Source organism: Streptomyces sp. NPDC001594 (assembly GCF_042893675.1).
Classification (GTDB): Bacteria; Actinomycetota; Actinomycetes; order Streptomycetales; family Streptomycetaceae; genus Streptomyces.
In genome coordinates this window covers 1-20678 of sequence record NZ_JBIAVB010000011.1, presented here as the reverse complement: position 1 = coordinate 20678, position 20678 = coordinate 1, and the positions used below count along the sequence as shown (strand labels likewise).

Sequence of the window (20678 nt, the reverse complement as noted above, 5' to 3'; positions counted from 1 at the left end):
CCGGGCCCCACCGACCAACCCACCCGGGGAGGAACAGGCGGTCATGGCGTCACGGCGCGACGAGCTCAACGCGTACACCTTTGCGAAACGGCGCACGGTGGCCGCCTTCCTCCAGCCCTCCGCCAGCGGAACCGAGGAGGGCGCGCCCCGGCCGCTGCGCACCGTCCTGCCCGGTGTGGTCGTCGGCGCGCTCCTGGTCGCCGGCTTCGGCGCCTGGGGCATGTTCAAACCGCAGGCACCCAAGGGCTGGGACGAACCCGGCGCCATGGTCATCGTCGGCAAGCAGTCCACGACCCGGTACGTGGTCCTCACCACCAAGATCAACGGCAAGGACCAGACCCGGCTCCACCCCGTCCTGAACCTGGCCTCCGCGCGGCTCCTCCTCGACCCGCAGAAGGCCAAGGTCGTCCAGGTCGACGACAAGCTGCTCGACGCCGGCAAGCCCCCGCGCGGCCCCATCATCGGCATCCCCTACGCCCCCGACCGGCTCCCCGCGAAGGCCGACGCGGCCAAGGCCAAGCGCTGGGCCGTCTGCCAGCAGCCCGGCGGCAACAACCGGGGCGTGCAGACGGCCGCCTTCGTCCTCGCCGACCGCGAGGCGGGCCTCCTGGACGACGCGCGCCGCACCACCGACACCCAGGTGCTGTACGTGCAGAGCACCGGCGGCGCCAAGGAGCGCTACCTGGTCGACTCGGCCGGCACGAAGTACAGGTTCCCCGAGGGCCGGCCCGACTCCGGCACCCTGACCACGGCCCTCGTCGGCACCGGCGCCACCCCCCAGCCGGTCACCGAGGAATGGCTGGCCACCCTCAACTCCGGCGACGACCTCGGCTTCCCCCAGCTGCCCGGCACCGCCGGCGCCCCCGCCTCCGTCCAGGGGCTCGGCAGCACCGACAACCGGGTCGGGATGGTGCTGACCGCCCAGACCGGCTCCGGCACCCAGCACTACGTGGTCCTGCCCGACCGGGTCGCCCCGGTCTCGGAGTTCGTCGCCTGGCTGCTGATCTCCGCACCCGCCACCGACACCCTGAACATGCACGGCAAGGCCCACGAGGTCGACCTCCAGGCCCTGAACCCCGAGGCCACCGCCTTCAAGGACGAGGTCCGCTGGCCCCGCAAGCGCACCGCCCAGGTCAACCGGGTCGCGGCCGCGCCCGGCTCGGCCCCGTCCGGCGAACAGCGCGACACCGTCTGCAACGTCCTGCGCTCCGTCGACCCCCAGGGCAACCAGACGCTGAGCACCTGGGCCGGGACCGGCTTCCCCGTCGACATCACCGCCAGCGGCACCAGCTCGTACGTCACCCCCGGCACCGGCCTGCTCTACACCCAGGTCCAGGGCCGCCAGGCCAACGCGGGCGGCGCCCTGTTCCTGGTCACCGACACGGGCCTGCGGTACGCCGTGCAGGCCAACGGCGACAGCGACGCCGAGCAGTCGAAGATCGGCGCCCCCGACCCGCAGGCCCCGGGCGCGGCCGGTGACGGCCGGCCCGAGCCCAGCCAGGCGCAGGTCCGGCTCGGCTACGGCGGCGTGGTCCCGGCACTGGTGCCCATCGCCTGGTCGGAGTTCCTCTCCAAGGGGCCCCGCCTGGACACCAACTCCGCCCGTCAGCCCCAGGGTTCCTGAGTGAGGACGCCGGCCGTGCCCCAGCCCTCCCGCGCCGCCGCCCTGCCGCTGGCCGCGCTCACCGTCGCCCTCCTGGCCGCACCCCCCGCTCAGGCGGTCCCCGCCCTGGGCCCCGCAGGCGCCGGGGAGTGCACCTTCCCCATGAAGAAGCAGATCGCCGACCGCCCCTGGGCCCTCCAGCGCCTCACCTTCGACGCCCTGTGGGCGCAGACCAGGGGCAAGGGCGTCCGCGTCGCGGTCATCGACACCGGCGTCGACCGCGCCAACCCCCAGTTGACCGGCGCCCTCGACGCCGGCGCCGGCCGCGACTTCCTCGACCCCAAGGGCGGCGACGGCACCAACGACACCGTCGGCCACGGCACCAAGGTCGCCGGACTGATCGCGGCCCGCCCCCAGCAGGGCACCGGCTTCGTCGGCCTGGCCCCCGAGGCCACCGTCATCCCCATCCGGCAGAACGACGGACAGGGCAACGGCAACGCGGCCACCCTCGCCCAGGCCATCGACCACGCCGTGGCCAAGGGTGCCCAGGTGATCAACATCTCCCAGGACACCGACGCCCCCCTGACCGCCGACTCCGAGCTCGCCAAGGCGGTCCAGCGGGCCCAGGAGGCCAAGGCCGTGGTCGTCGCCTCCGCCGGCAACGACGGGATGAGCGGCGAGAAGCGCAGGACCTACCCGGCCGCCTTCCCCGGGGTCCTCGCCGTCGCCTCCTCCGACCGCAACAACGAGCGCGCGGCGTTCTCCCAGCCCGGCGACTTCATCGGTATCGCCGCCCCCGGCGTCGACATGGTCTCCACCGTCCCGGGCTTCGGGCAGTGCATCGACAACGGCACCAGCTTCTCCGCCCCCTACGTCGCCGGGGTCGCCGCCCTGCTGCGCGCCAAGCACCCGGACTGGACCGCGCAGGAGGTGGTCTGGCAGATCCAGAACACCGCCGAGCGCTCCGTCAAGGGCCGCGACGACTACGTGGGCTGGGGCGTCGTGGACCCCGTACGGGCGCTCACCCAGGACCGCGAGCCCCCCCGGGCCCCCGTCCCGGACCCGGGCCCGCCCCCGGCGGCCGCCCCGCAGGCGGTACCGCTGCCGCTCACCGAGACGGCGCGGGAGCGCGACGAACGGATCGGCACGTACGCCCTGGGCATCACCGGTCTGCTCATCGCCGTCATCGCCGTGACCGCCACCGTGGTGCGCGAGGCCCGCCGCCGTGTTGGGCGTGCCGGTCGAACTGGCTAGAGTGACCGCAGTCTTCACGACTGAGATCGGGGGAGGGCGTGAGGCAGAGGGGGAACTCCGGTGCGCGCGGCTGCAATCCGCGCCCGGACGATCCGCTCCGCCGCGCGATCCCCTGGTTCGGCCGGGGAATTGAGAAGTGAGGAGCTTCGGATGACTACCAATTTCGGACTTGCCGACGATCCGGTCGTCAAGGCGGCCAACAAGATCGCCGAGACGGGCGACGCGGTGTCCAGCCAGGCGCGCGAGCTGGCCGACATCCTGGCCACCGCCGCCGCGGGCTGGACCGGTGTCGGCGCCGACGGGTTCACGTCGGCCCAGGTGGAGCTGAACGAGGACCACGACGCGATCCGCCGCCTGCTCCGCGTGCTGCACCACGCCGTGTCGGAGACCAAGAACCTCACCAACGCACAGGACGAGGAAGTGCACCAGGCGTTCGCCCAGGCCCGCAAGTCGGGCCTCGACAGCCTCTGAGCCGCCCCGCCCCGCACGCCAGCCGAAGGAGAAGATCATGTCCGGCAACAACGACGGCCACACCCGGGTACGGTACGAGAGCGTCCAGCAGATGGCGGACCGCATCCGCGTGGTGTCCAGGAACATCCTCAAGGACCTCGAGGAGATGGAGTCGGCCGTGAAGGTCGTCACCGACACCTGGGACGGTGAGGCGCACACCCAGTACCTGGAGCTCCAGAAGAAGTACCACGCGCGCGCCGACCACATGCAGAAGAGGCTCGAGGAGGCCGCCCGCCTCATCGAGCACGGCAAGGGCGCCTACCGCGCCACCGACGTGAAGGCCTCCCGCGCGTTCACCGAAGCCTTCTGAGCCGGAGTCCCACGGCTCACCGCACACGGGCATACGAAGAGGGGGGGCGCCCGCACCGGGCGCGCCCCCTCTTCGTACGGCTCCCGCACCCCTCAGGTGAGGTCGAACTCCCCGTCCCGGGCCCCGAGGACGAACGCCTCCCACTCGGCCGCCGTGTACCGCAGCACCGTGTCACGGTCCAGGGACGACCGCATCGCCACCGCGCCCTCGGGCAGCTTGGCGATCTCGACCCGCTCCTCGTCCGGGCTGGTCCCGGGCGGCCCCTGCCACTCGACGTCGCTGATGTCGAGCGCGTACAGCTCGTCCTTCTCCTGCTGGGTGCCCATGATGCGGCCCTTCCCGTCGGTCGTGCGGTGCTGCTCGGTCTTCGCAGCCGATTATCGGTGAGGGCCCGCCGCCCGGGGCCCGTTTCCGCCGGAAACGAAACCCTGGCCCACAACCCGGGCCCAGCACCCCGCCCCGCCACCCCGGCCTACAACCCCGGCATCCGCCCCAGCTGCACCAGGGACGTCCCGCGCCGCCGCGAGACGTAGTAGCCGCGGCCCGCGGGCATCGGGCGCGGCCGGACCGATCCGAGCAGGTCCCCCTCGGACGGATCGCCCGACAGCACCACGCCCTGCGCCCCCAGCTCCTTGATCCGCTGCATGAACGGCTCGTACAGGGCCCGCGAGGCCCCCGCCGAGTTCCGCGCGATGATGAACCGGACCCCCGTGTCCCGGGCGAAGGGCAGGAACTCCACCAGCGGTGCCAGCGGATTGCCCTGGCTCGTGGCCACCAGGTCGTAGTCGTCGATCACGATGAACACGTTCGGGCCGGTCCACCAGCTGCGGTCCCGCAGCTGCTGCGGGGTGACGTCGGTGGGCGGCTGGCGGCGCGAGAACACCCCGGCCAGCGCCTCCATGTGCGTCTGCAGGGAATTCGCCATCGGCGCGTACTCCAGCAGGTGCTCCTCCGGCAGCGCCCCCAGCAGCCCGCGCCGGTAGTCGCCGACCACCAGCTTCGCCTGCTCCGGCGGATACCGTTCGGCGATCTGCCGGGCGATCAGCCGCAGCAGGTTCGTCTTGCCGGACTCGCTCTCGCCGAACACCAGGAAGAAGGGGTCCGCGTCGAAATCGACGAACACCGGCTCCAGTGCCGTCTCGTCGATGCCGACCGCGATCCCGCGCTCCGGGAACTCGCCGCCCTTGGGCAGCTGGTCGGCGTGCAGCAGCCGCGGCAGCAGCCGGACGCCCGGAGCCGCCGGACCCTGCCAGCCGGACCGCACCGCCGCCACGAACTCCGCCGTGCCCTCCGAGAGGCTCTCGGCCTCGTGCGAGCCGTCGGTGCGCGGCAGCGCGCCCAGGAAGTGCAGCTTCTCCGGCACCTGACCGCGCCCCGGCATGCCCGTCGGCACGTTCGCGGCCACCCGGCGGTCGAACTCGGAGTCCATGACGTCACCGAGCCGCAGCTCCAGCCGCCCCAGCATCTGGTCCTTCAGCGCGGCCCGCACCTCCATGTACCGGGCCGCCGTCACCACCACGTGCACGCCGTAGCCCAGACCCCGCGAGGCGATGTCGGTGACCACCTGCTCCAGGCCCTCGTACTCGCCGCGGAAGCCGCCCCAGCCGTCGACGACCAGGAACACGTCGCCCCACGCCTCGCCCGGCAGCTCGCCCGCCGCCCGCCGGCGCCGGTAGGTGGCCATGGAGTCGATCCCGTTCGCCCGGAAGAACTCCTCCCGGCGGTTCAGGATCCCCGCCACCTCCGCCACCGTACGCCGCACCCGCTCCGGATCCAGCCGCGAGGCGATCCCGCCCACGTGCGGCAGCTCCGCCACCGCCGACATGCCGCCACCGCCGAAGTCCAGCCCGTAGAACTGCACCTCGCGCGGGGTGTGCGTGAGCGCGAACGCCGAGATCAGCGTCCGCATCAGCGTCGACTTGCCCGACTGCGGGCCGCCGACCACCAGCATGTGGCCCGCCGCCCCCGAGAAGTCCCGGTAGAGCACCTCGCGCCGCTGCTCGAAGGGCTTGTCGATCAGCCCGAGCGGCACCACCAGCCCGCCCGGCCGCGTGTACCCCTCCGCGTGCAGCCCGCGCTCCGCCGACGGGGCCAGCGCCGGCAGCAGCTGGTCCAGCGACGGCGCCCGGTCCAGCGGGGGCAGCCACACCTGGTGCGCCGGCACCCCCTGCCCCTCCAGCCGCCCCACGATCACGTCGAGCACCGTGTCCGCGAGCGCGTCGTCCTCCCGCTCCGGCCGCACCGCCAGGTGCGCCGGGTCCGGGGCCGCGTACACCACCGGCACCGGAGCCGCCGTGAACAGCACCGGCCGCCGCTCCACCGGGAACGGCCCCACCGCCAGCTCCCGCCCGCCCGAACGGTAGACGCCCGAGACGTACGCCGCCTTGAACCGCGTCATCTCGTCCGTACCGAACTTCAGGTAGCCCGAACCGGGCACCGACGGCAGGTGGTACGCGTCCGGCACGCCGATCGCCGTCCGCGACTCCGCCGCCGAGAAGGTCCGCAGACCGATCCGGTACGACAGGTACGTGTCCAGGCCGCGCAGCTTGCCCTCCTCCAGCCGCTGCGAGGCCAGCAGCAGGTGCACGCCCAGCGAACGGCCGATCCGGCCGATCTGGATGAACATGTCGATGAAGTCGGGCTTCGCCGTCAGCAGCTCGCTGAACTCGTCGATCACCAGCACCAGCGAGGCCAGCGGCTCCAGCGCCGCCCCCGCCGCGCGCGCCTTCTCGTAGTCGTGGATGTTCGCGTAGTTGCCCGCCGCGCGCAGCAGCTCCTGGCGCCGCTGGAGCTCGCCGCGGATCGAGTCGCCCATCCGGTCGACCAGCGTCAGGTCGTCCGCCAGGTTGGTGATCACCGCCGCGACGTGCGGCATCTGCCCCATGCCCGTGAAGGTGGCACCGCCCTTGAAGTCCGCGAGGACGAAGTTCAGCGTCTCCGAGGTGTGGGTCACCGCCAGACCCAGCACCAGCGTGCGCAGCAGCTCCGACTTGCCCGAACCCGTCGCGCCCACGCACAGCCCGTGCGGGCCCATGCCCTCCTGCGCGGCCTCCTTCAGGTCCAGCATCACCGGCGCGCCGTCCTCGCCCACCCCGATCGGCACCCGCAGCCGCTCACCGGCCGACCGCGGCCGCCAGGTGCGGGACACGTCCACCGAGGCCGCGTCGCCCAGGTTCAGCAGGTCGGTGAAGTCCAGGTTCGCCAGCAGCGGCTCGTCGTCGTCCCCGCCGCCCGTGCGCAACGGCGCCAGCTGCCGGGCCAGTGCCTCGGCCGCCGGCAGCGACAGGGTGTCCGGCACCCCCTCGTACGCGACCCCCGCGCCCGACTCCAGCCGCAGCCGGCCCGGCCGCACCACGACCGACAGCCCGCCGCGCGGCTCGTCCAGCTCGCCCGCGACCACCTCGACGACGGTCACGCCCTGCAGCCCCTCGGCCGCCGCGAACACCGAGTCCGGCGGCACCATCCCGCCATCCAGGACCACCACCAGGTGCGGCTGGTCCAGCACCGGCGACACGTCCCGGCTGAACCGCGGCCGCCCGTCCAGCCGGGGCCCCAGCAGCCCCTCCAGCTCGCCCAGGTCATCACTGAACAGCCGCTTCGAGCCGGCCCCGTCCACCTGCCCGGGCACCTGCGTGTGCGGAAGCCACTTCACCCAGTCCCACGCCGCCACCGCCCCCGGCGCGGCCACCACGGCGACCACCAGGTCCTCGGGGGAGTGCAGCGTCGCCAGCTGCGCCACCATCGCCCGCGCGGCCCCGCGCGCCGACTCCGCCTCCCCGGACACCGTCACGTGGTAGAACGCCCGCATCGACACCGCCACCGGCAGCCCGTCCAGCGAGGAGTGCACCTTCAGGAAGCGCTGCATCGCCCCCGCCGTCAGCGGCTCCAGCTCGTCCACCGGCGCCGTGTCCGGCGCCACCAGCGGCGTCGCCAGCCCCTGCGCCCCCAGCCCCAGCCGGGCCTGCCCGAAGTCCGCGTCACCGACCCGCCGCTCCCACAGCCGCGAACCCTCGGCCACCACCGACCACAACTGCTCGGGGGCCGGGTGCAGGTACAGCTGCGCGTCCCGCTGCGCCCGCGCCGTCCTGCGCACCTGACGGCGTGTCTGCGCCAGGTACTTGAGGTAGTCCCGCCGCACGTCGGCCATTTGCCCCTGCGTACCGCGCCGGTGGCGCACCAGCTGGGCTATGACCATGCCCACCGTGGACACCAGCATCAACACGCCCATGATCCGCATGAACGGCGCCGCACCCGGCATGAAGAAGAACACGACCGAGGAACCCATGCCCAACATCGGCAGGAGCTGCATCAGCAGCCCCTCCTGCTGCCCCCGCGGAAGCTCCGGCGGGGACTCCAGCCGCAGCTCCTCCGAAGGGACTTCGGGCGGCAGCGACCGGGGCGGGCGCTTGACGACGATCTGGCTCACCGGAGCATCAATCCCTCGAAAGCGGACGGGACGCCGCGACCGCCGCCCCCAACTCCCCGGACCCGCAGGGGACTACCGCACCCCGCGCCCGGGCGCGAACCGTGATCCTACTTGCCGACGGCCGGACCCCCTCCGGGTAGGGTGGCGCGCGCACCACGCGCATCCACCCATGCGCATCCGCGAATCGGCCGCCCCGTGGCGGCAACAGGGGGTCACACAGGTGAGTACGGCCGAGGCGACCGGATTCTGCAGGGTCACCGTCGTGGCCCCGGACAGCCGTATCGACGTCGCCCTCCCCGAGGACATCGCCGTCGCCGACGTCTACCCGGAGCTGCTGCGGCTCACCGGCCAGACCCAGCCCCCCGGCGCCCCCACCGGCTTCCACCTCGTACGCCGCTCCGGCGTCGTCCTCGACGGGGCCCGCACCCTCGCCGCCCAGCAGGTCCTCGACGGCGAGGTGCTCAGCCTGCGCCCCTTCGCCGAGTCCCTGCCGCCCGCCGTGTTCGACGACGTCTCCGACGCCGTCGCCTCCGCCGTCGTCCGCGACCGGCACCGCTGGAGCGACGACCTGCTCCGCGGCGCGGGCCTGGCCGGCGCCGCCGTGCTGCTCGTCCTCCTCGGCTTCGTCCTCTGGTACGCCGACCCCGTCCGCCACGACATGCACGGCCTGCCCGGGATCATCGCCGGATCCGCCGGCGTCCTGCTCACCGCCGCCGCCGCGGTGCGCGCCCGCGTCTACCGCGACCGCGGCTCCGCCGTCGCCCTCGGCCTCGGCGCACTCCCGCACCTGCTGATCGCCGGCTCCGGCATCGTCGCCGCCGGCCCCGGCCAGGGACCCGGCCGTCTGCAGTTCCTGCTCGGCTGCGGCTGCGTCCTCGTCGCCTCCGTCGCCCTGACCGCGCTCACCCCGCACGGCGACGCCCCCTTCGTCGCGGCCACCTTCCTCGCCGCCACCGGCACCCTCGCCACCTTCGCGGCCATCGCCACCGGCGCCTCCGCGACCGCCACCGCCGCGGTCTGCGCCCCCGTCGCCATCGGCCTCGTCGCCTTCCTCCCCGGCCTCTCCGCCCGCTTCGCCCGCCTGCCCATCGGCTACGCCGCCCCGCAGAGCGCCGCCCCCGGCTACGAGACCCCGGACCGCCACGACGCCGACCCGTACGGTGACCAGCCCGGCGACGGCCGCGCCGACCAGGGCGAACCGATCGACGCCGAAGCCGTCGCCGCCCAGGCCCGCCGCGGCCACGAGATGCTCCTCGGCCTGGTCGCGGGCTGCGCCGCCGTCACCGTGGGGTCCGCCGCCGTCCTCGGCTTCTCCGACGACACCTGGGGCCGCCTCCTGGCGCTGGCCTCCGGGCTGGCCGTGCTGCTGCGCGCCCGCCTCTTCCGCTACACCTCCCAGGTGGTCTGCGCCCTGGTCGCCGGCCTCGCCGCCGTCGGGCTGCTCGTCCTGGGCCTGGCCCTGCACCCGCCCGTCGACCTGATGATCGAGTTCACCCGCTACCACGACCGCGGCGGCCTGGACCTCCGTACGATCTGGCTCTCCGCCGCCGTCGCCGCGGGCGCGGCCCTCCTCGCCGGAATCGCGCTTGTCATCCCCCGCAAGGGCCTGTCACCCTTCTGGGGGAGGCTGCTCGACCTCACCGAGGCCGCGGTCCTGCTCAGCCTGGTGCCGCTGGCCCTGGCCGTCCTCGACGTGTACGGCCGAGCCCGCTCTCTCACCAGCTGAGACGTCCACGTCCCGGCAGCCTGGTACGCTGTGTGACGGCCGTTTGTGTACGCGCCCCCGGAATCCTCTGGAGGCTGCGCTCAGCGGACCCCGCCTCCCGAGTCATGGAAGATCCCCAGAGAATTCGACCTGGGGCACTCGGTGGCCACGAAGACCTAAACGAGGAGTAAGCGTGCCGCTCGACGCCGCTACGAAGAAGCAGATCATCGCCGAATTCGGTGCCAAGGAGGGCGACACCGGCTCTCCCGAGGTCCAGGTCGCGATGCTCTCCCGCCGCATCTCGGACCTGACCGAGCACCTCAAGACCCACAAGCACGACCACCACTCCCGTCGTGGTCTGCTGATCCTCGTCGGCCAGCGCCGCCGCCTGCTGCAGTACCTGGCCAAGAAGGACATCCAGCGCTTCCGTACGCTGGTCGAGCGCCTCGGCATCCGCCGCGGTGCGGCCGGCGCCAAGTAAGCACACTGTGAAGGGAGCGGTTCCCACACCGATGGGGCCGCTCCCTTTGCCGTACGTGCGCGACGTACCCCACGCTTTGTAGGCTGGGACACAGCGCACAACTGAAGAGGAGGAGCGCCCTCCCTACGCCGCCGGTCCTCGGTAGTGGCATCCGGAAAGCCCCCACGCAGGGGCCGGGAACCGGGTGCTTCGATCGAAGACCGGCCCGCACGCCAGGAGCGCTTCTCCGCAACCGTCCCCCACCACACGGGTGGCCGGGGCGGACGTCCACCACCACACGGGTGGCGGACGGAAGACGACGAAAATGGAGAAAACGCTAGTGGAGAACGAGACCCACTACGCCGAGGCCGTCATCGACAACGGCTCCTTCGGCACCCGCACCATCCGCTTCGAGACGGGCCGCCTCGCCCGCCAGGCCGCCGGCTCCGCCGTCGCCTACCTGGACGACGACACGATGGTGCTCTCCGCGACCACCGCGTCGAAGAAGCCCAAGGACCAGCTCGACTTCTTCCCCCTCACGGTCGACGTCGAGGAGCGGCAGTACGCCGCCGGCAAGATCCCCGGCTCCTTCTTCCGCCGCGAGGGCCGCCCCTCCGAGGACGCGATCCTCACCTGCCGCCTGATCGACCGCCCGCTGCGCCCCTCCTTCAAGAAGGGCCTGCGCAACGAGATCCAGGTCGTCGCCACGATCATGGCGCTCAACCCCGACCACCTGTACGACGTCATCGCGATCAACGCCGCGTCCGCGTCCACGCAGCTGGCCGGCCTGCCCTTCTCCGGCCCGATCGGCGGCGTCCGCGTCGCGTTGATCCGCGGCCAGTGGGTGGCCTTCCCGACGCACACCGAGCTCGAGGACGCCGTCTTCGACATGGTCGTCGCGGGCCGCGTCCTGGAGGACGGCGACGTCGCGATCATGATGGTCGAGGCCGAGGCCACCGAGAAGACAATCGCCCTGGTCAAGGGCGGCGCCGAGGCGCCGACCGAGGAGATCGTGGCCGCCGGCCTCGAGGCCGCGAAGCCCTTCATCAAGGTCCTGTGCAAGGCCCAGGCCGACCTCGCCGCCAAGGCCGCCAAGCCCGAGGGCGAGTTCCCCGTCTTCCTCGACTACGAGCAGGACGTCTACACCGCCCTGGAGCAGGCCGTCCGCGGCGAGCTGGCCCAGGCGCTCACCATCGCGGGCAAGCAGGACCGCGAGGCCGAGCTGGACCGCGTCAAGGACATCGCCGCCGAGAAGCTCCTCCCGGCCTTCGAGGGCCGCGAGAAGGAGATCTCCGCCGCCTACCGCAGCCTGACCAAGGCCCTGGTGCGCGAGCGCGTCATCAAGGACAAGGTCCGCATCGACGGCCGTGGCCTGACCGACATCCGCACCCTGGCCGCCGAGGTCGAGGCCATCCCGCGCGTGCACGGCTCGGCGCTGTTCGAGCGTGGCGAGACCCAGATCCTGGGCGTCACCACCCTCAACATGCTCCGCATGGAGCAGCAGCTGGACACCCTCTCCCCGGTGACCCGCAAGCGCTACATGCACAACTACAACTTCCCGCCGTACTCCGTCGGCGAGACCGGCCGCGTCGGCTCCCCGAAGCGCCGCGAGATCGGCCACGGCGCGCTCGCCGAGCGCGCGATCCTGCCGGTCCTGCCGACCCGCGAGGAGTTCCCCTACGCGATCCGCCAGGTGTCCGAGGCCCTCGGCTCCAACGGTTCGACGTCCATGGGCTCGGTCTGCGCCTCCACCATGTCGCTGCTGAACGCCGGTGTGCCCCTCAAGGCCCCCGTCGCCGGTATCGCCATGGGCCTGATCTCCCAGGAGATCGACGGCAAGACCCACTACGTCGCCCTCACCGACATCCTCGGTGCGGAGGACGCCTTCGGCGACATGGACTTCAAGGTCGCCGGCACCAAGGAGTTCGTCACCGCCCTCCAGCTCGACACCAAGCTGGACGGCATCCCGGCCTCCGTCCTGGCCGCGGCCCTCACCCAGGCCCGCGACGCCCGCCTCCACATCCTCGACGTGATGATGGAAGCGATCGACACGCCGGACGAGATGTCCCCCAACGCCCCGCGGATCATCACCGTCAAGATCCCGGTGGACAAGATCGGTGAGGTCATCGGCCCCAAGGGCAAGATGATCAACCAGATCCAGGAGGACACCGGCGCCGAGATCACGATCGAGGACGACGGCACCATCTACATCGGTGCCGCCGACGGCCCGGCCGCCGAGGCCGCCCGCGCCACGATCAACGCGATCGCCAACCCGACCATGCCGGAGGTCGGCGAGCGCTACCTGGGTACGGTCGTCAAGACCACCACCTTCGGTGCCTTCGTCTCCCTCATGCCCGGCAAGGACGGCCTGCTGCACATCTCGCAGATCCGCAAGCTCGCCGGTGGCAAGCGCGTGGAGAACGTCGAGGACGTGCTCGCGGTCGGCACCAAGGTGCAGGTCGAGATCGCCGAGATCGACCAGCGCGGCAAGCTCTCCCTGGTCCCCGTGATCGAGGGCGAGACCGCCGACGCCGATGCTGACAAGGACGACTCCGACAAGTGACGTCGCGTAGTTCCCGTGTGACGGCCCGCCCCTCTTCGGAGGGGCGGGCCGTCGCCCGTACCCAAACCCTCCTCCAGGGCGAGAACGGCATCGGCACCGTCCGCCGCACCGTCCTGCCCGGCGGACTGCGCGTCGTCACCGAGACGCTGCCGTCCGTGCGCTCCGCCACCTTCGGCATCTGGGCCAACGTCGGCTCCCGCGACGAGACCCCCGCCCTCAACGGCGCCACCCACTACCTGGAGCACCTCCTCTTCAAGGGCACCGCCAAGCGCACCGCCCTCGACATCTCCTCCGCGATCGACGCGGTCGGCGGCGAGATGAACGCCTTCACGGCGAAGGAGTACACCTGCTACTACGCCCGGGTGCTCGACACCGACCTGCCGCTGGCCATCGACGTGGTCTGCGACATGCTCACCGGCTCGCTGATCCGCGAGGAGGACGTCGACGCCGAGCGCGGGGTCATCCTCGAAGAGATCGCGATGACCGAGGACGACCCGGGCGACATGGTCCACGACCTCTTCGCCCAGACCATGTACGGGGACTCGCCGCTCGGCCGCCCCGTCCTCGGCACCGTCGACACGATCAACGCCCTCGGCGCCGACCGGATCCGCCGCTTCTGGAAGAAGCACTACGACCCCACCCGCCTGGTCGTCGCCGCCGCCGGCAACGTCGACCACGCCAAGGTCGTCCGCCAGGTCCGCGCCGCCTTCGAGAAGGCCGGCGCCCTGCGCGACACCGGCGCGACCCCCCTCGGCCCGCGCACCGGCAGCAAGCGCGTCCGCACCGCCGGCCGCGTCGACCTGGTGAACCGCAAGACCGAGCAGGCCCACGTGGTCCTCGGCATGCCCGGCCTCGCCCGCACCGACGACCGCCGCTGGGCCCTCGGCGTGCTGAACACCGCCCTCGGCGGCGGCATGTCCTCCCGGCTCTTCCAGGAGGTCCGTGAGAAGCGCGGCCTGGCCTACAGCGTGTACTCGTACACCTCCGGCTTCGCCGACACCGGCCTCTTCGGCGTCTACGCCGGCTGCCGGCCCAACCAGGTCCACGACGTCCTGCGGATCTGCCGCGACGAGCTCGACAAGGTCGCCTCCGAGGGACTCACCGACGAGGAGATCCGGCGCGCCGTCGGCCAGCTCTCCGGCTCCACCGTCCTCGGCCTGGAGGACACCGGCGCGATCATGAACCGCATCGGCAAGAGCGAGCTGTGCTGGGGCGACCAGATGTCGGTCGACGAGATGCTGGCCCGCATTTCCGAGGTGACCCCGGACGACGTCCGCGAAGTCGCCCGGGATGTACTGGCGCAGCGGCCCTCGCTCGCGGTGGTCGGCCCGCTCAAGGAGAAGCAGGCGGCCCGCCTGGACGAAGCGGTCGCCTAGCCCGTACGAGTGAAGGAAACAAGCATGAGCAAGCTGCGCGTGGCAGTCCTCGGCGCCAAGGGCCGCATCGGCTCCGAGGCCGTCAAGGCCGTCGAGGCCGCCGCCGACATGGAGCTGGTGGCGGCCCTCGGCCGGGGCGACAAGCTGGAGGCCCTGGCCGACGCCGGGGCCCAGGTCGCCGTCGAGCTGACCACCCCCGACTCGGTGATGGACAACCTCGACTACCTCGTCGGCCACGGCATCCACGCCGTCGTCGGCACCACCGGCTGGAACGAGGACCGCCTCGGCCGGCTGAACGACTGGCTGGCCGGCTCCCCGGAGACCGGGGTGCTCATCGCCCCGAACTTCTCCATCGGCGCCGTCCTCACCATGAAGTTCGCCGCCCAGGCCGCCCGCTACTTCGAGTCCGTCGAGGTCGTCGAGCTCCACCACCCCAACAAGGTCGACGCCCCCTCGGGCACCGCGACCCGCACCGCCCAGCTCATCGCGGCAGCCCGTGCCCAGGCCGGCCTCGGCGCGCAGCCGGACGCCACCGCCACCGCCCTCGACGGCGCCCGCGGCGCGGACGTCGACGGCGTTCCGGTGCACGCCATCCGCCTGCGCGGCCTCCTGGCCCACCAGGAGGTCCTCCTCGGCGGCGAGGGCGAGACCCTGACCATCCGTCACGACTCCCTGCACCACAGCAGCTTCATGCCGGGCATCCTGCTCGGCGTGCGCCGCGTGACGCAGACCCCGGGCCTCACCTTCGGCCTGGAAAACTTCCTCGACCTCGGCTGATGAGGCAGTAGCACCATGCGCGCGAAGATCACCTACTTCATCACGGCCGCCGTCCTGGTCGTCTACTTCGCCCTGGTCGGCAGCCGCGGGCTGATGCTGATCCAGCAGGGCACCTGGCTCACCGTCACCTTCGGCGCGGCCGTGCTGATCCTGCCGGTCATCGGCATCTGGTTCCTCTGGATGAACACCCGCTTCGTCACCCGCGCCAACCAGCTCGCCGCCGAGCTGGAGGCCGAGGGCGGCCTGCCCGTCGACGAACTGGAGCGGGACCAGTACGGCCGGATCCTGCGGGACTCCGCCGACGAGGTCTTCGCGCGCCGCAAGGCCGAGACCGAGGACGCGCCGGGGGACTGGCGCACCTGGTTCCGCCTCGCCGTCGCCTACCACGACGCCCGCGACACCCCGCGGGCCCGCAAGGCCATGCAGAGGGCCATCGCCCTGCACCAGGCGGCGCACGCCGGCGCGTGACCGCCGCCCGGCACCCGGCACGCACCGGCACGGACGAAGGGCCCGTACGGGACGATCCCCGTACGGGCCCTCGTGCGTCCTTCCGGACCGTCAGGCGGGCACGGAGGCCCGGTACTCCTCGGCCCACGCCTCCACCAGGACGGCCGCCCGGTCGAAGGCCTCACCGCGCGACAGGAAGTCGGCGCTGTGGTCGGTCAGCAGCACCGGAAGCTCCGCGCCGCCCCGGCCGGCCACCGTCAGGGCCTGCCCCTGCACGGTCCTCGGCAGCCCCAGCCAGCGCACCGGCTGCTGGACCTTCCTGACCTCCTCGACCTCGCTCCACGGGATCGAACGGGTCGTGAAGAACCCGACGTGGCGCAGCCCTCCGGGACTGACCCAGACACCCGCGCGAAGGATCCGCAGCGCCGAACCGATCACGGCGAGCGAGGCGGCTCCGGCGACCGCGGCGCCGGCCCAGGTGCCCGCGAAGGCGATGATCACGGTGGCCAGCAGCATGAAGGCCGAGAGCAGCAGGAGCAGCGCCGCACCGGCCACCCGCCAGGGGCCGGGCCGGTAGGGCCTGCGCCAGCGCTCGGGATCCGCATGCGGGAGCGCCGCGTCCTCGTCGGCGTCGAAGACGCCGTCGGCCGTCAGGAAGGGCAGGGGCACGGCTGGACCTCACTCACATGCACGTTCGTTGATCTGTGCCCGTGAGGCTACCGCCCTTCGGAGGCCTGCGACTGCTGCGCCTTGCCGGTCGCCTTGTAGGGCTGCAGGGCGGGCATGCCGAAGAGCAGGGACCCGACGAGCCCCGCCACCACGGTCAGTCCGACCAGACTACGGGCGGTGATCTGGGTCATGCTCAGACTCTCGCGCGGCGGCGGAGTGACATTGCTTCGGAAACGGTCGGCCTCGGCGACGAAGGCGAACGGGACGGGTTCGCGCCGGCGGCGAAACATGGGGCAACACTCCTCTGAGTAGGGGGCTGGTACGTCTGCCCGGTAAGACGAACGAAAGCGCCGATCGGTGCCGGATTCCGGGACATCCGCCCAAATCCGTGGCGGCCCGTCAGCTGTCCGGGTGAGCCCGGCGCCCCCGTCGCCTGTCGGGAGGGTGCCGCCGATCGCCGTAGAGTGGGCGCGCCCCTCGAAAGACCCGTTCGGAAGGACTCCGTGTGAGCGAGACCGTCGCCCCCGACCTGAAACCCAGCTTCCGCAGTGATGTGACGGTGGAGCTGGTCAAGCACTCCGCCGCCGACAGCGACGTGCTGTGGGCCGCCCGTGTGTCGACGGCCGGGGAGCAGTCCCTGGAGGAGCTCCAGAAGGACCCGGAGCGCTCCAAGGGCCTCATCAACTACCTGATGCGCGACCGCCACGGCAGCCCCTTCGAGCACAACTCGATGACCTTCTTCATCAGCGCCCCGATCTTCGTGTTCCGCGAGTTCATGCGCCACCGCGTGGGCTGGTCCTACAACGAGGAGTCCGGCCGCTACAGGGAGCTCCAGCCGGTCTTCTACGTGCCCGACGCCGAGCGCAAGCTCGTCCAGGAGGGCCGTCCGGGCAAGTACGTCTTCGTCGAGGGCACCGAGGCGCAGCAGGAGCTGACCGGGCGGGTCATGGAGGACAGCTACCGCCAGGCCTACGAGGCCTACCAGGAGATGCTCGCGGCGGGCGTGGCGCGCGAGGTCGCCCGGGCGGTCCTGCCGGTCGGCCTGTTCTCGTCGATGTACGCCACGTGCAACGCGCGCTCGCTCATGCACTTCCTCGGCCTGCGCACCCAGCACGAGCTGGCGAAGGTTCCGTCCTTCCCGCAGCGGGAGATCGAGATGGTCGGCGAGAAGATGGAGCAGCACTGGGCGCAGCTCATGCCGCTGACCTACGCGGCCTTCAACGGCAACGGTCGCGTTGCCCCGTAAGGACCGATGCACGCACGGCGTACTGATGTGCCAAGAGAAGTCCCAAGTGTCCGTATTGCGGCGTTTCGTAAAGTTCATCTAGGCTGATCAAACGGACCCGGCACTGCTTGAACCCCCGAGCAGGCAGTGCCGGGATCCAACAACCCGGACCCCCGGCCGCCGCCGGGGGAACGCACGACGGATCCCCGGTTGACGTCCCCCGAGGGGACACCGCGAGCATGGCAGCGAGTAGCGTGTTACCCATGGCTCCGATCTCGACTCCGCAGACCCCCTTCGGGCGGGTCCTCACCGCCATGATCACGCCGTTCACGGCGGATGGCGCACTTGACCTCGACGGCGCGCAGCGTCTCGCCGTCCACCTGGTGGACGCAGGCAACGACGGCCTGATCATCAACGGCACCACCGGTGAGTCCCCCACGACCACCGACGCGGAGAAAAACGACCTCGTACGAGCCGTACTCGAAGCGGTCGGCGACCGCGCCCACGTCGTGGCCGGGATCGGCACCAACGACACCCGCCACACCCTCGAGCTGGCCCGCCAGGCCGAGCGCACCGGCGCCCACGGCCTCCTCGCGGTCACGCCCTACTACAGCAAGCCGCCGCAGGAAGGCCTCTTCCAGCACTTCACGGCCATCGCGGACGCCACCGAGCTGCCGGTCATGCTCTACGACATCCCCGGCCGCAGCGGCGTCCCGATCAACACCGAGACCCTGGTCCGGCTCGCCGAGCACCCCCGCATCGTCGCCAACAAGGACGCCAAGGGCGACCTCGGCCGCGCCAGCTGGGCCATCGCCCAGAGCGGCCTGGCCTGGTACTCCGGCGACGACATGCTGAACCTGCCGCTGCTGTCCGTCGGCGCCGTCGGCTTCGTCTCCGTCGTCGCCCACGTGGTCACCCCCGACCTGCGCGAGATGCTCGAAGCGCACCTCGGCGGCGACGTGCAGAAGGCCACCGAGATCCACCAGAAGCTGCTCCCCGTCTTCACGGGTATGTTCCGCACCCAGGGCGTGATGACCACCAAGGCCGCCCTGGACCTCCAGGGGCTCCCCGCGGGCCCGCTGCGCCTCCCGCTGATCGGTCTGACCGACGAAGAGACGGCCCAGCTCAAGCTCGATCTCGCCGCCGGCGGGGTACAGCTCTGACAACGGACTTCACAACTGAATAAGCACGACCGAAACAGACAAGAGCAAGTGCACGAATGACATGGGCGCCACGTGCCGGATGGGTACGTGGCGCGCGTGGTGAAGGAGAACCTTTGAGCCATCCGCACCCTGAACTGGGCCCGCCGCCGAAGCTCCCCAAGGGCGGCCTGCGGGTCACCCCCCTGGGCGGTCTCGGCGAGATCGGCCGCAACATGACCGTCTTCGAGTTCGACGGCCGCCTCCTGATCGTCGACTGCGGCGTCCTCTTCCCCGAGGAGGAGCAGCCGGGCATCGACCTGATCCTTCCGGACTTCACGTCCATCCGGGACCGGCTCGACGACATCGAGGGCATCGTCCTCACCCACGGCCACGAGGACCACATCGGCGCCGTCCCCTACCTCCTCCGGGAGAAGCCGGACATCCCGCTGATCGGCTCCAAGCTGACGCTGGCCCTCATCGAGGCCAAGCTGCAGGAGCACCGCATCCGCCCCTACACCCTTGAGGTGAAGGAAGGCGAGCGCGAGAACCTCGGCCCCTTCGACTGCGAGTTCATCGCCGTCAACCACTCCATCCCGGACGCCCTCGCGGTCGCCATCCGCACCGGCGCCGGCCTGGTCGTCGCCACCGGCGACTTCAAGATGGACCAGCTGCCGCTGGACAACCGCCTCACGGACCTGCACGCCTTCGCGCGTCTGAGCGAGGAGGGCATCGACCTCCTCCTCTCGGACTCGACGAACGCCGAGGTCCCGGGCTTCGTCCCGCCGGAGCGCGACATCTCCAACGCCATCCGCGGCGTCTTCGCGGGTGCCCAGAAGCGGATCATCGTGGCGTCCTTCGCCAGCCACGTGCACCGCATCCAGCAGATCCTGGACGCCGCCCACGAGTACGGCCGCCGGGTCGCCTTCGTCGGCCGCTCCATGGTCCGCAACATGGGCATCGCCCGTGACCTGGGCTACCTCCGGGTCCCGGCCGGCCTCGTCGTCGACGTCAAGACCCTCGACGACCTGCCGGACGACGAGGTCGTGCTGGTGTGCACGGGTTCCCAGGGCGAGCCGATGGCGGCCCTGTCCCGCATGGCCAACCGCGACCACCAGATCCGGATCGTCCCCGGCGACACCGTGATCCTGGCGTCGTCCCTGATCCCGGGCAACGAGAACGCGGTCTACCGCGTGATCAACGGCCTGACCCGCTGGGGCGCGAACGTCGTCCACAAGGGCAACGCCAAGGTCCACGTCTCGGGCCACGCCTCGGCCGGCGAGCTGCTGTACTTCTACAACATCTGCAAGCCGAAGAACCTGATGCCGGTCCACGGCGAATGGCGCCACCTGCGCGCCAACGCCGAGCTCGGTGCCATGACGGGCGTCCCGAAGGACCGCATCGTCATCGCCGAGGACGGCGTGGTCGTCGACCTGATCGACGGCAAGGCCCGCATCTCCGGCAAGGTCCAGGCCGGCTACGTGTACGTGGACGGCCTCTCGGTCGGCGACGTCACCGAGGCCTCCCTGAAGGACCGCCGCATCCTGGGTGAGGAGGGCATCGTCTCGGTCTTCGTCGTGGTGGACAGCACCACAGGCAAGGTCGTCAGCGGCCCGACCATCCAGGCCCGCGGCTCCGGCATCGAGGACTCCGCCTTCACGGCGGTCGCCCCGAAGATCGAGGAGGCCATCGCCCGCGCCGCGGCCGACGGCGTGGCCGAGCCGCACCAGATCCAGCAGCTCATCCGCCGCACGGTGGGCAAGTGGGTCTCGGACGGCTACCGCCGCCGCCCGATGATCCTCCCGGTCGTCGTCGAGGTCTGATCCGGACCCGTCGGCAGCGACTCACCGGAGCGGGGCCCCTGGATTTGCATCCGGGGGCCCCGCTCCAGTAAGTTGACGACTCCACCCCGCACGGAACGGCGCACACACGTGTGCCCGGACCGGTGTCCCGGGGAGGATGGGAATCCAGACCGGGGAAACCTGATAAAGTCTGTCCCGCCCGAAAGGGAAAGGCCCCTCCGAAGGCCATCGGAATTCGAATCCAGACCGGAAACGGAACGGAAAAGAATCTGATAGAGTCGGAACCGCCGGAAAGGAAAAACGCGAAAGCGAAGGACCTGGAAAGCGAGCGAGAAAGACTCTGATAGAGTCTGAATCGCAAGAACGAAAGCCCGGAGGAAAGCCCGCGAGGGTGAGTACAAAGGAAGCGTCC

At 71.5% G+C, this 20678-nt stretch carries 17 protein-coding genes; 13 read left to right on the top strand and 4 right to left on the bottom strand.

Going from position 1 to position 20678, the window contains the following annotated elements:
* The first annotated feature begins 43 nt into the window (after positions 1-43).
* The 4 genes from eccB to ACFY0O_RS21995 all read left to right on the top strand — a co-directional run bounded on the left by eccB (position 44) and on the right by ACFY0O_RS21995 (position 3677).
* Entirely contained in the window at positions 44-1624 is a 1581-nt protein-coding gene (gene eccB / locus ACFY0O_RS22010; RefSeq protein ID WP_388948948.1) for a type VII secretion protein EccB, read from the top strand.
* 15 nt (positions 1625-1639) lie between these two features.
* Positions 1640-2857, top strand: coding sequence for a type VII secretion-associated serine protease mycosin (gene mycP, locus ACFY0O_RS22005; protein ID WP_388948944.1), 1218 nt, complete (start codon positions 1640-1642; stop codon positions 2855-2857).
* Between the two features lie 150 nt (positions 2858-3007).
* Complete coding sequence (locus ACFY0O_RS22000) at positions 3008-3328, top strand: WXG100 family type VII secretion target (RefSeq protein ID WP_388948941.1); 321 nt, start codon at positions 3008-3010, stop codon at positions 3326-3328.
* A gap of 37 nt (positions 3329-3365) precedes the next feature.
* Positions 3366-3677, top strand: a complete 312-nt coding sequence (locus ACFY0O_RS21995) for a WXG100 family type VII secretion target (RefSeq protein ID WP_388948939.1) — start codon at positions 3366-3368, stop codon at positions 3675-3677.
* Between the two features lie 92 nt (positions 3678-3769).
* Here ACFY0O_RS21995 and ACFY0O_RS21990 read toward each other — a convergent pair whose 3' ends face one another.
* Positions 3770-4003, bottom strand: coding sequence for a DUF397 domain-containing protein (locus ACFY0O_RS21990; RefSeq protein ID WP_007266914.1), 234 nt, complete (start codon positions 4001-4003; stop codon positions 3770-3772).
* A gap of 146 nt (positions 4004-4149) precedes the next feature.
* Positions 4150-8103, bottom strand: coding sequence for a type VII secretion protein EccCa (eccCa, locus tag ACFY0O_RS21985; RefSeq protein ID WP_388948936.1), 3954 nt, complete (start codon positions 8101-8103; stop codon positions 4150-4152).
* Positions 8104-8323: 220 nt separating this feature from the next.
* Between eccCa and eccD the strand changes: the two genes are divergently transcribed.
* The 6 genes from eccD to ACFY0O_RS21955 all read left to right on the top strand — a co-directional run bounded on the left by eccD (position 8324) and on the right by ACFY0O_RS21955 (position 15452).
* Positions 8324-9829 carry a type VII secretion integral membrane protein EccD gene (gene eccD / locus ACFY0O_RS21980; protein WP_388948933.1) on the top strand — a complete coding sequence of 502 codons (1506 nt, stop codon included), beginning with the start codon at positions 8324-8326 and terminating at the stop codon, positions 9827-9829.
* A gap of 172 nt (positions 9830-10001) precedes the next feature.
* Entirely contained in the window at positions 10002-10289 is a 288-nt protein-coding gene (gene rpsO, locus ACFY0O_RS21975; RefSeq protein ID WP_007266917.1) for a 30S ribosomal protein S15, read from the top strand.
* Positions 10290-10608: 319 nt separating this feature from the next.
* The gene (locus ACFY0O_RS21970; protein ID WP_388949443.1) at positions 10609-12831 is read left to right on the top strand and encodes a polyribonucleotide nucleotidyltransferase; all 2223 of its coding nucleotides are present in this window, start codon (positions 10609-10611) and stop codon (positions 12829-12831) included.
* Entirely contained in the window at positions 12828-14207 is a 1380-nt protein-coding gene (locus ACFY0O_RS21965; RefSeq protein ID WP_388948930.1) for a M16 family metallopeptidase, read from the top strand. Before ACFY0O_RS21970 ends, ACFY0O_RS21965 begins: the two co-directional genes overlap by 4 nt.
* Positions 14208-14231: 24 nt before the next feature.
* Positions 14232-14984 (top strand): 4-hydroxy-tetrahydrodipicolinate reductase, encoded by a 753-nt coding sequence (gene dapB, locus ACFY0O_RS21960; protein ID WP_388948927.1) that lies wholly within the window; start codon positions 14232-14234, stop codon positions 14982-14984.
* A gap of 15 nt (positions 14985-14999) precedes the next feature.
* Entirely contained in the window at positions 15000-15452 is a 453-nt protein-coding gene (locus ACFY0O_RS21955; protein WP_358892624.1) for a hypothetical protein, read from the top strand.
* A gap of 90 nt (positions 15453-15542) precedes the next feature.
* Here ACFY0O_RS21955 and ACFY0O_RS21950 read toward each other — a convergent pair whose 3' ends face one another.
* On the bottom strand, positions 15543-16100 hold the full coding sequence (locus tag ACFY0O_RS21950; protein WP_388948924.1) for a PH domain-containing protein: 558 nt from the start codon (positions 16098-16100) through the stop codon (positions 15543-15545).
* A gap of 47 nt (positions 16101-16147) precedes the next feature.
* A complete protein-coding gene (locus tag ACFY0O_RS21945; RefSeq protein WP_079430072.1) occupies positions 16148-16390 on the bottom strand; it encodes a hypothetical protein in 243 nt (80 codons plus the stop codon).
* A gap of 215 nt (positions 16391-16605) precedes the next feature.
* On the opposite strand from ACFY0O_RS21945, the gene thyX reads away from it, so the two are divergent.
* From thyX to ACFY0O_RS21930, 3 genes are all read left to right on the top strand, one after another.
* Positions 16606-17346 (top strand): FAD-dependent thymidylate synthase, encoded by a 741-nt coding sequence (gene thyX / locus ACFY0O_RS21940; protein WP_388948921.1) that lies wholly within the window; start codon positions 16606-16608, stop codon positions 17344-17346.
* Between the two features lie 242 nt (positions 17347-17588).
* Positions 17589-18488: a 4-hydroxy-tetrahydrodipicolinate synthase gene (dapA, locus tag ACFY0O_RS21935; RefSeq protein ID WP_358892621.1), complete on the top strand. Its 900-nt coding sequence runs from the start codon at positions 17589-17591 to the stop codon at positions 18486-18488.
* 113 nt (positions 18489-18601) lie between these two features.
* Positions 18602-20287, top strand: coding sequence for a ribonuclease J (locus tag ACFY0O_RS21930; protein WP_388948919.1), 1686 nt, complete (start codon positions 18602-18604; stop codon positions 20285-20287).
* Positions 20288-20678 lie beyond the last annotated feature (391 nt).

What these genes read in the sequence shown, in the direction of transcription:
- eccB (WP_388948948.1), top strand. Translation starts at nt 44, where the DNA reads ATGGCGTCACGGCGCGACGAGCTCAACGCGTACACCTTTGCGAAACGG.
- ACFY0O_RS22000 (WP_388948941.1), top strand. Translation starts at nt 3,008, where the DNA reads ATGACTACCAATTTCGGACTTGCCGACGATCCGGTCGTCAAGGCGGCC.
- ACFY0O_RS21995 (WP_388948939.1), top strand. Translation starts at nt 3,366, where the DNA reads ATGTCCGGCAACAACGACGGCCACACCCGGGTACGGTACGAGAGCGTC.
- ACFY0O_RS21990 (WP_007266914.1), bottom strand. Translation starts at nt 4,003, where the DNA reads ATGGGCACCCAGCAGGAGAAGGACGAGCTGTACGCGCTCGACATCAGC.
- dapB (WP_388948927.1), top strand. Translation starts at nt 14,232, where the DNA reads ATGAGCAAGCTGCGCGTGGCAGTCCTCGGCGCCAAGGGCCGCATCGGC.
- ACFY0O_RS21955 (WP_358892624.1), top strand. Translation starts at nt 15,000, where the DNA reads ATGCGCGCGAAGATCACCTACTTCATCACGGCCGCCGTCCTGGTCGTC.
- ACFY0O_RS21945 (WP_079430072.1), bottom strand. Translation starts at nt 16,390, where the DNA reads ATGTTTCGCCGCCGGCGCGAACCCGTCCCGTTCGCCTTCGTCGCCGAG.
- dapA (WP_358892621.1), top strand. Translation starts at nt 17,589, where the DNA reads ATGGCTCCGATCTCGACTCCGCAGACCCCCTTCGGGCGGGTCCTCACC.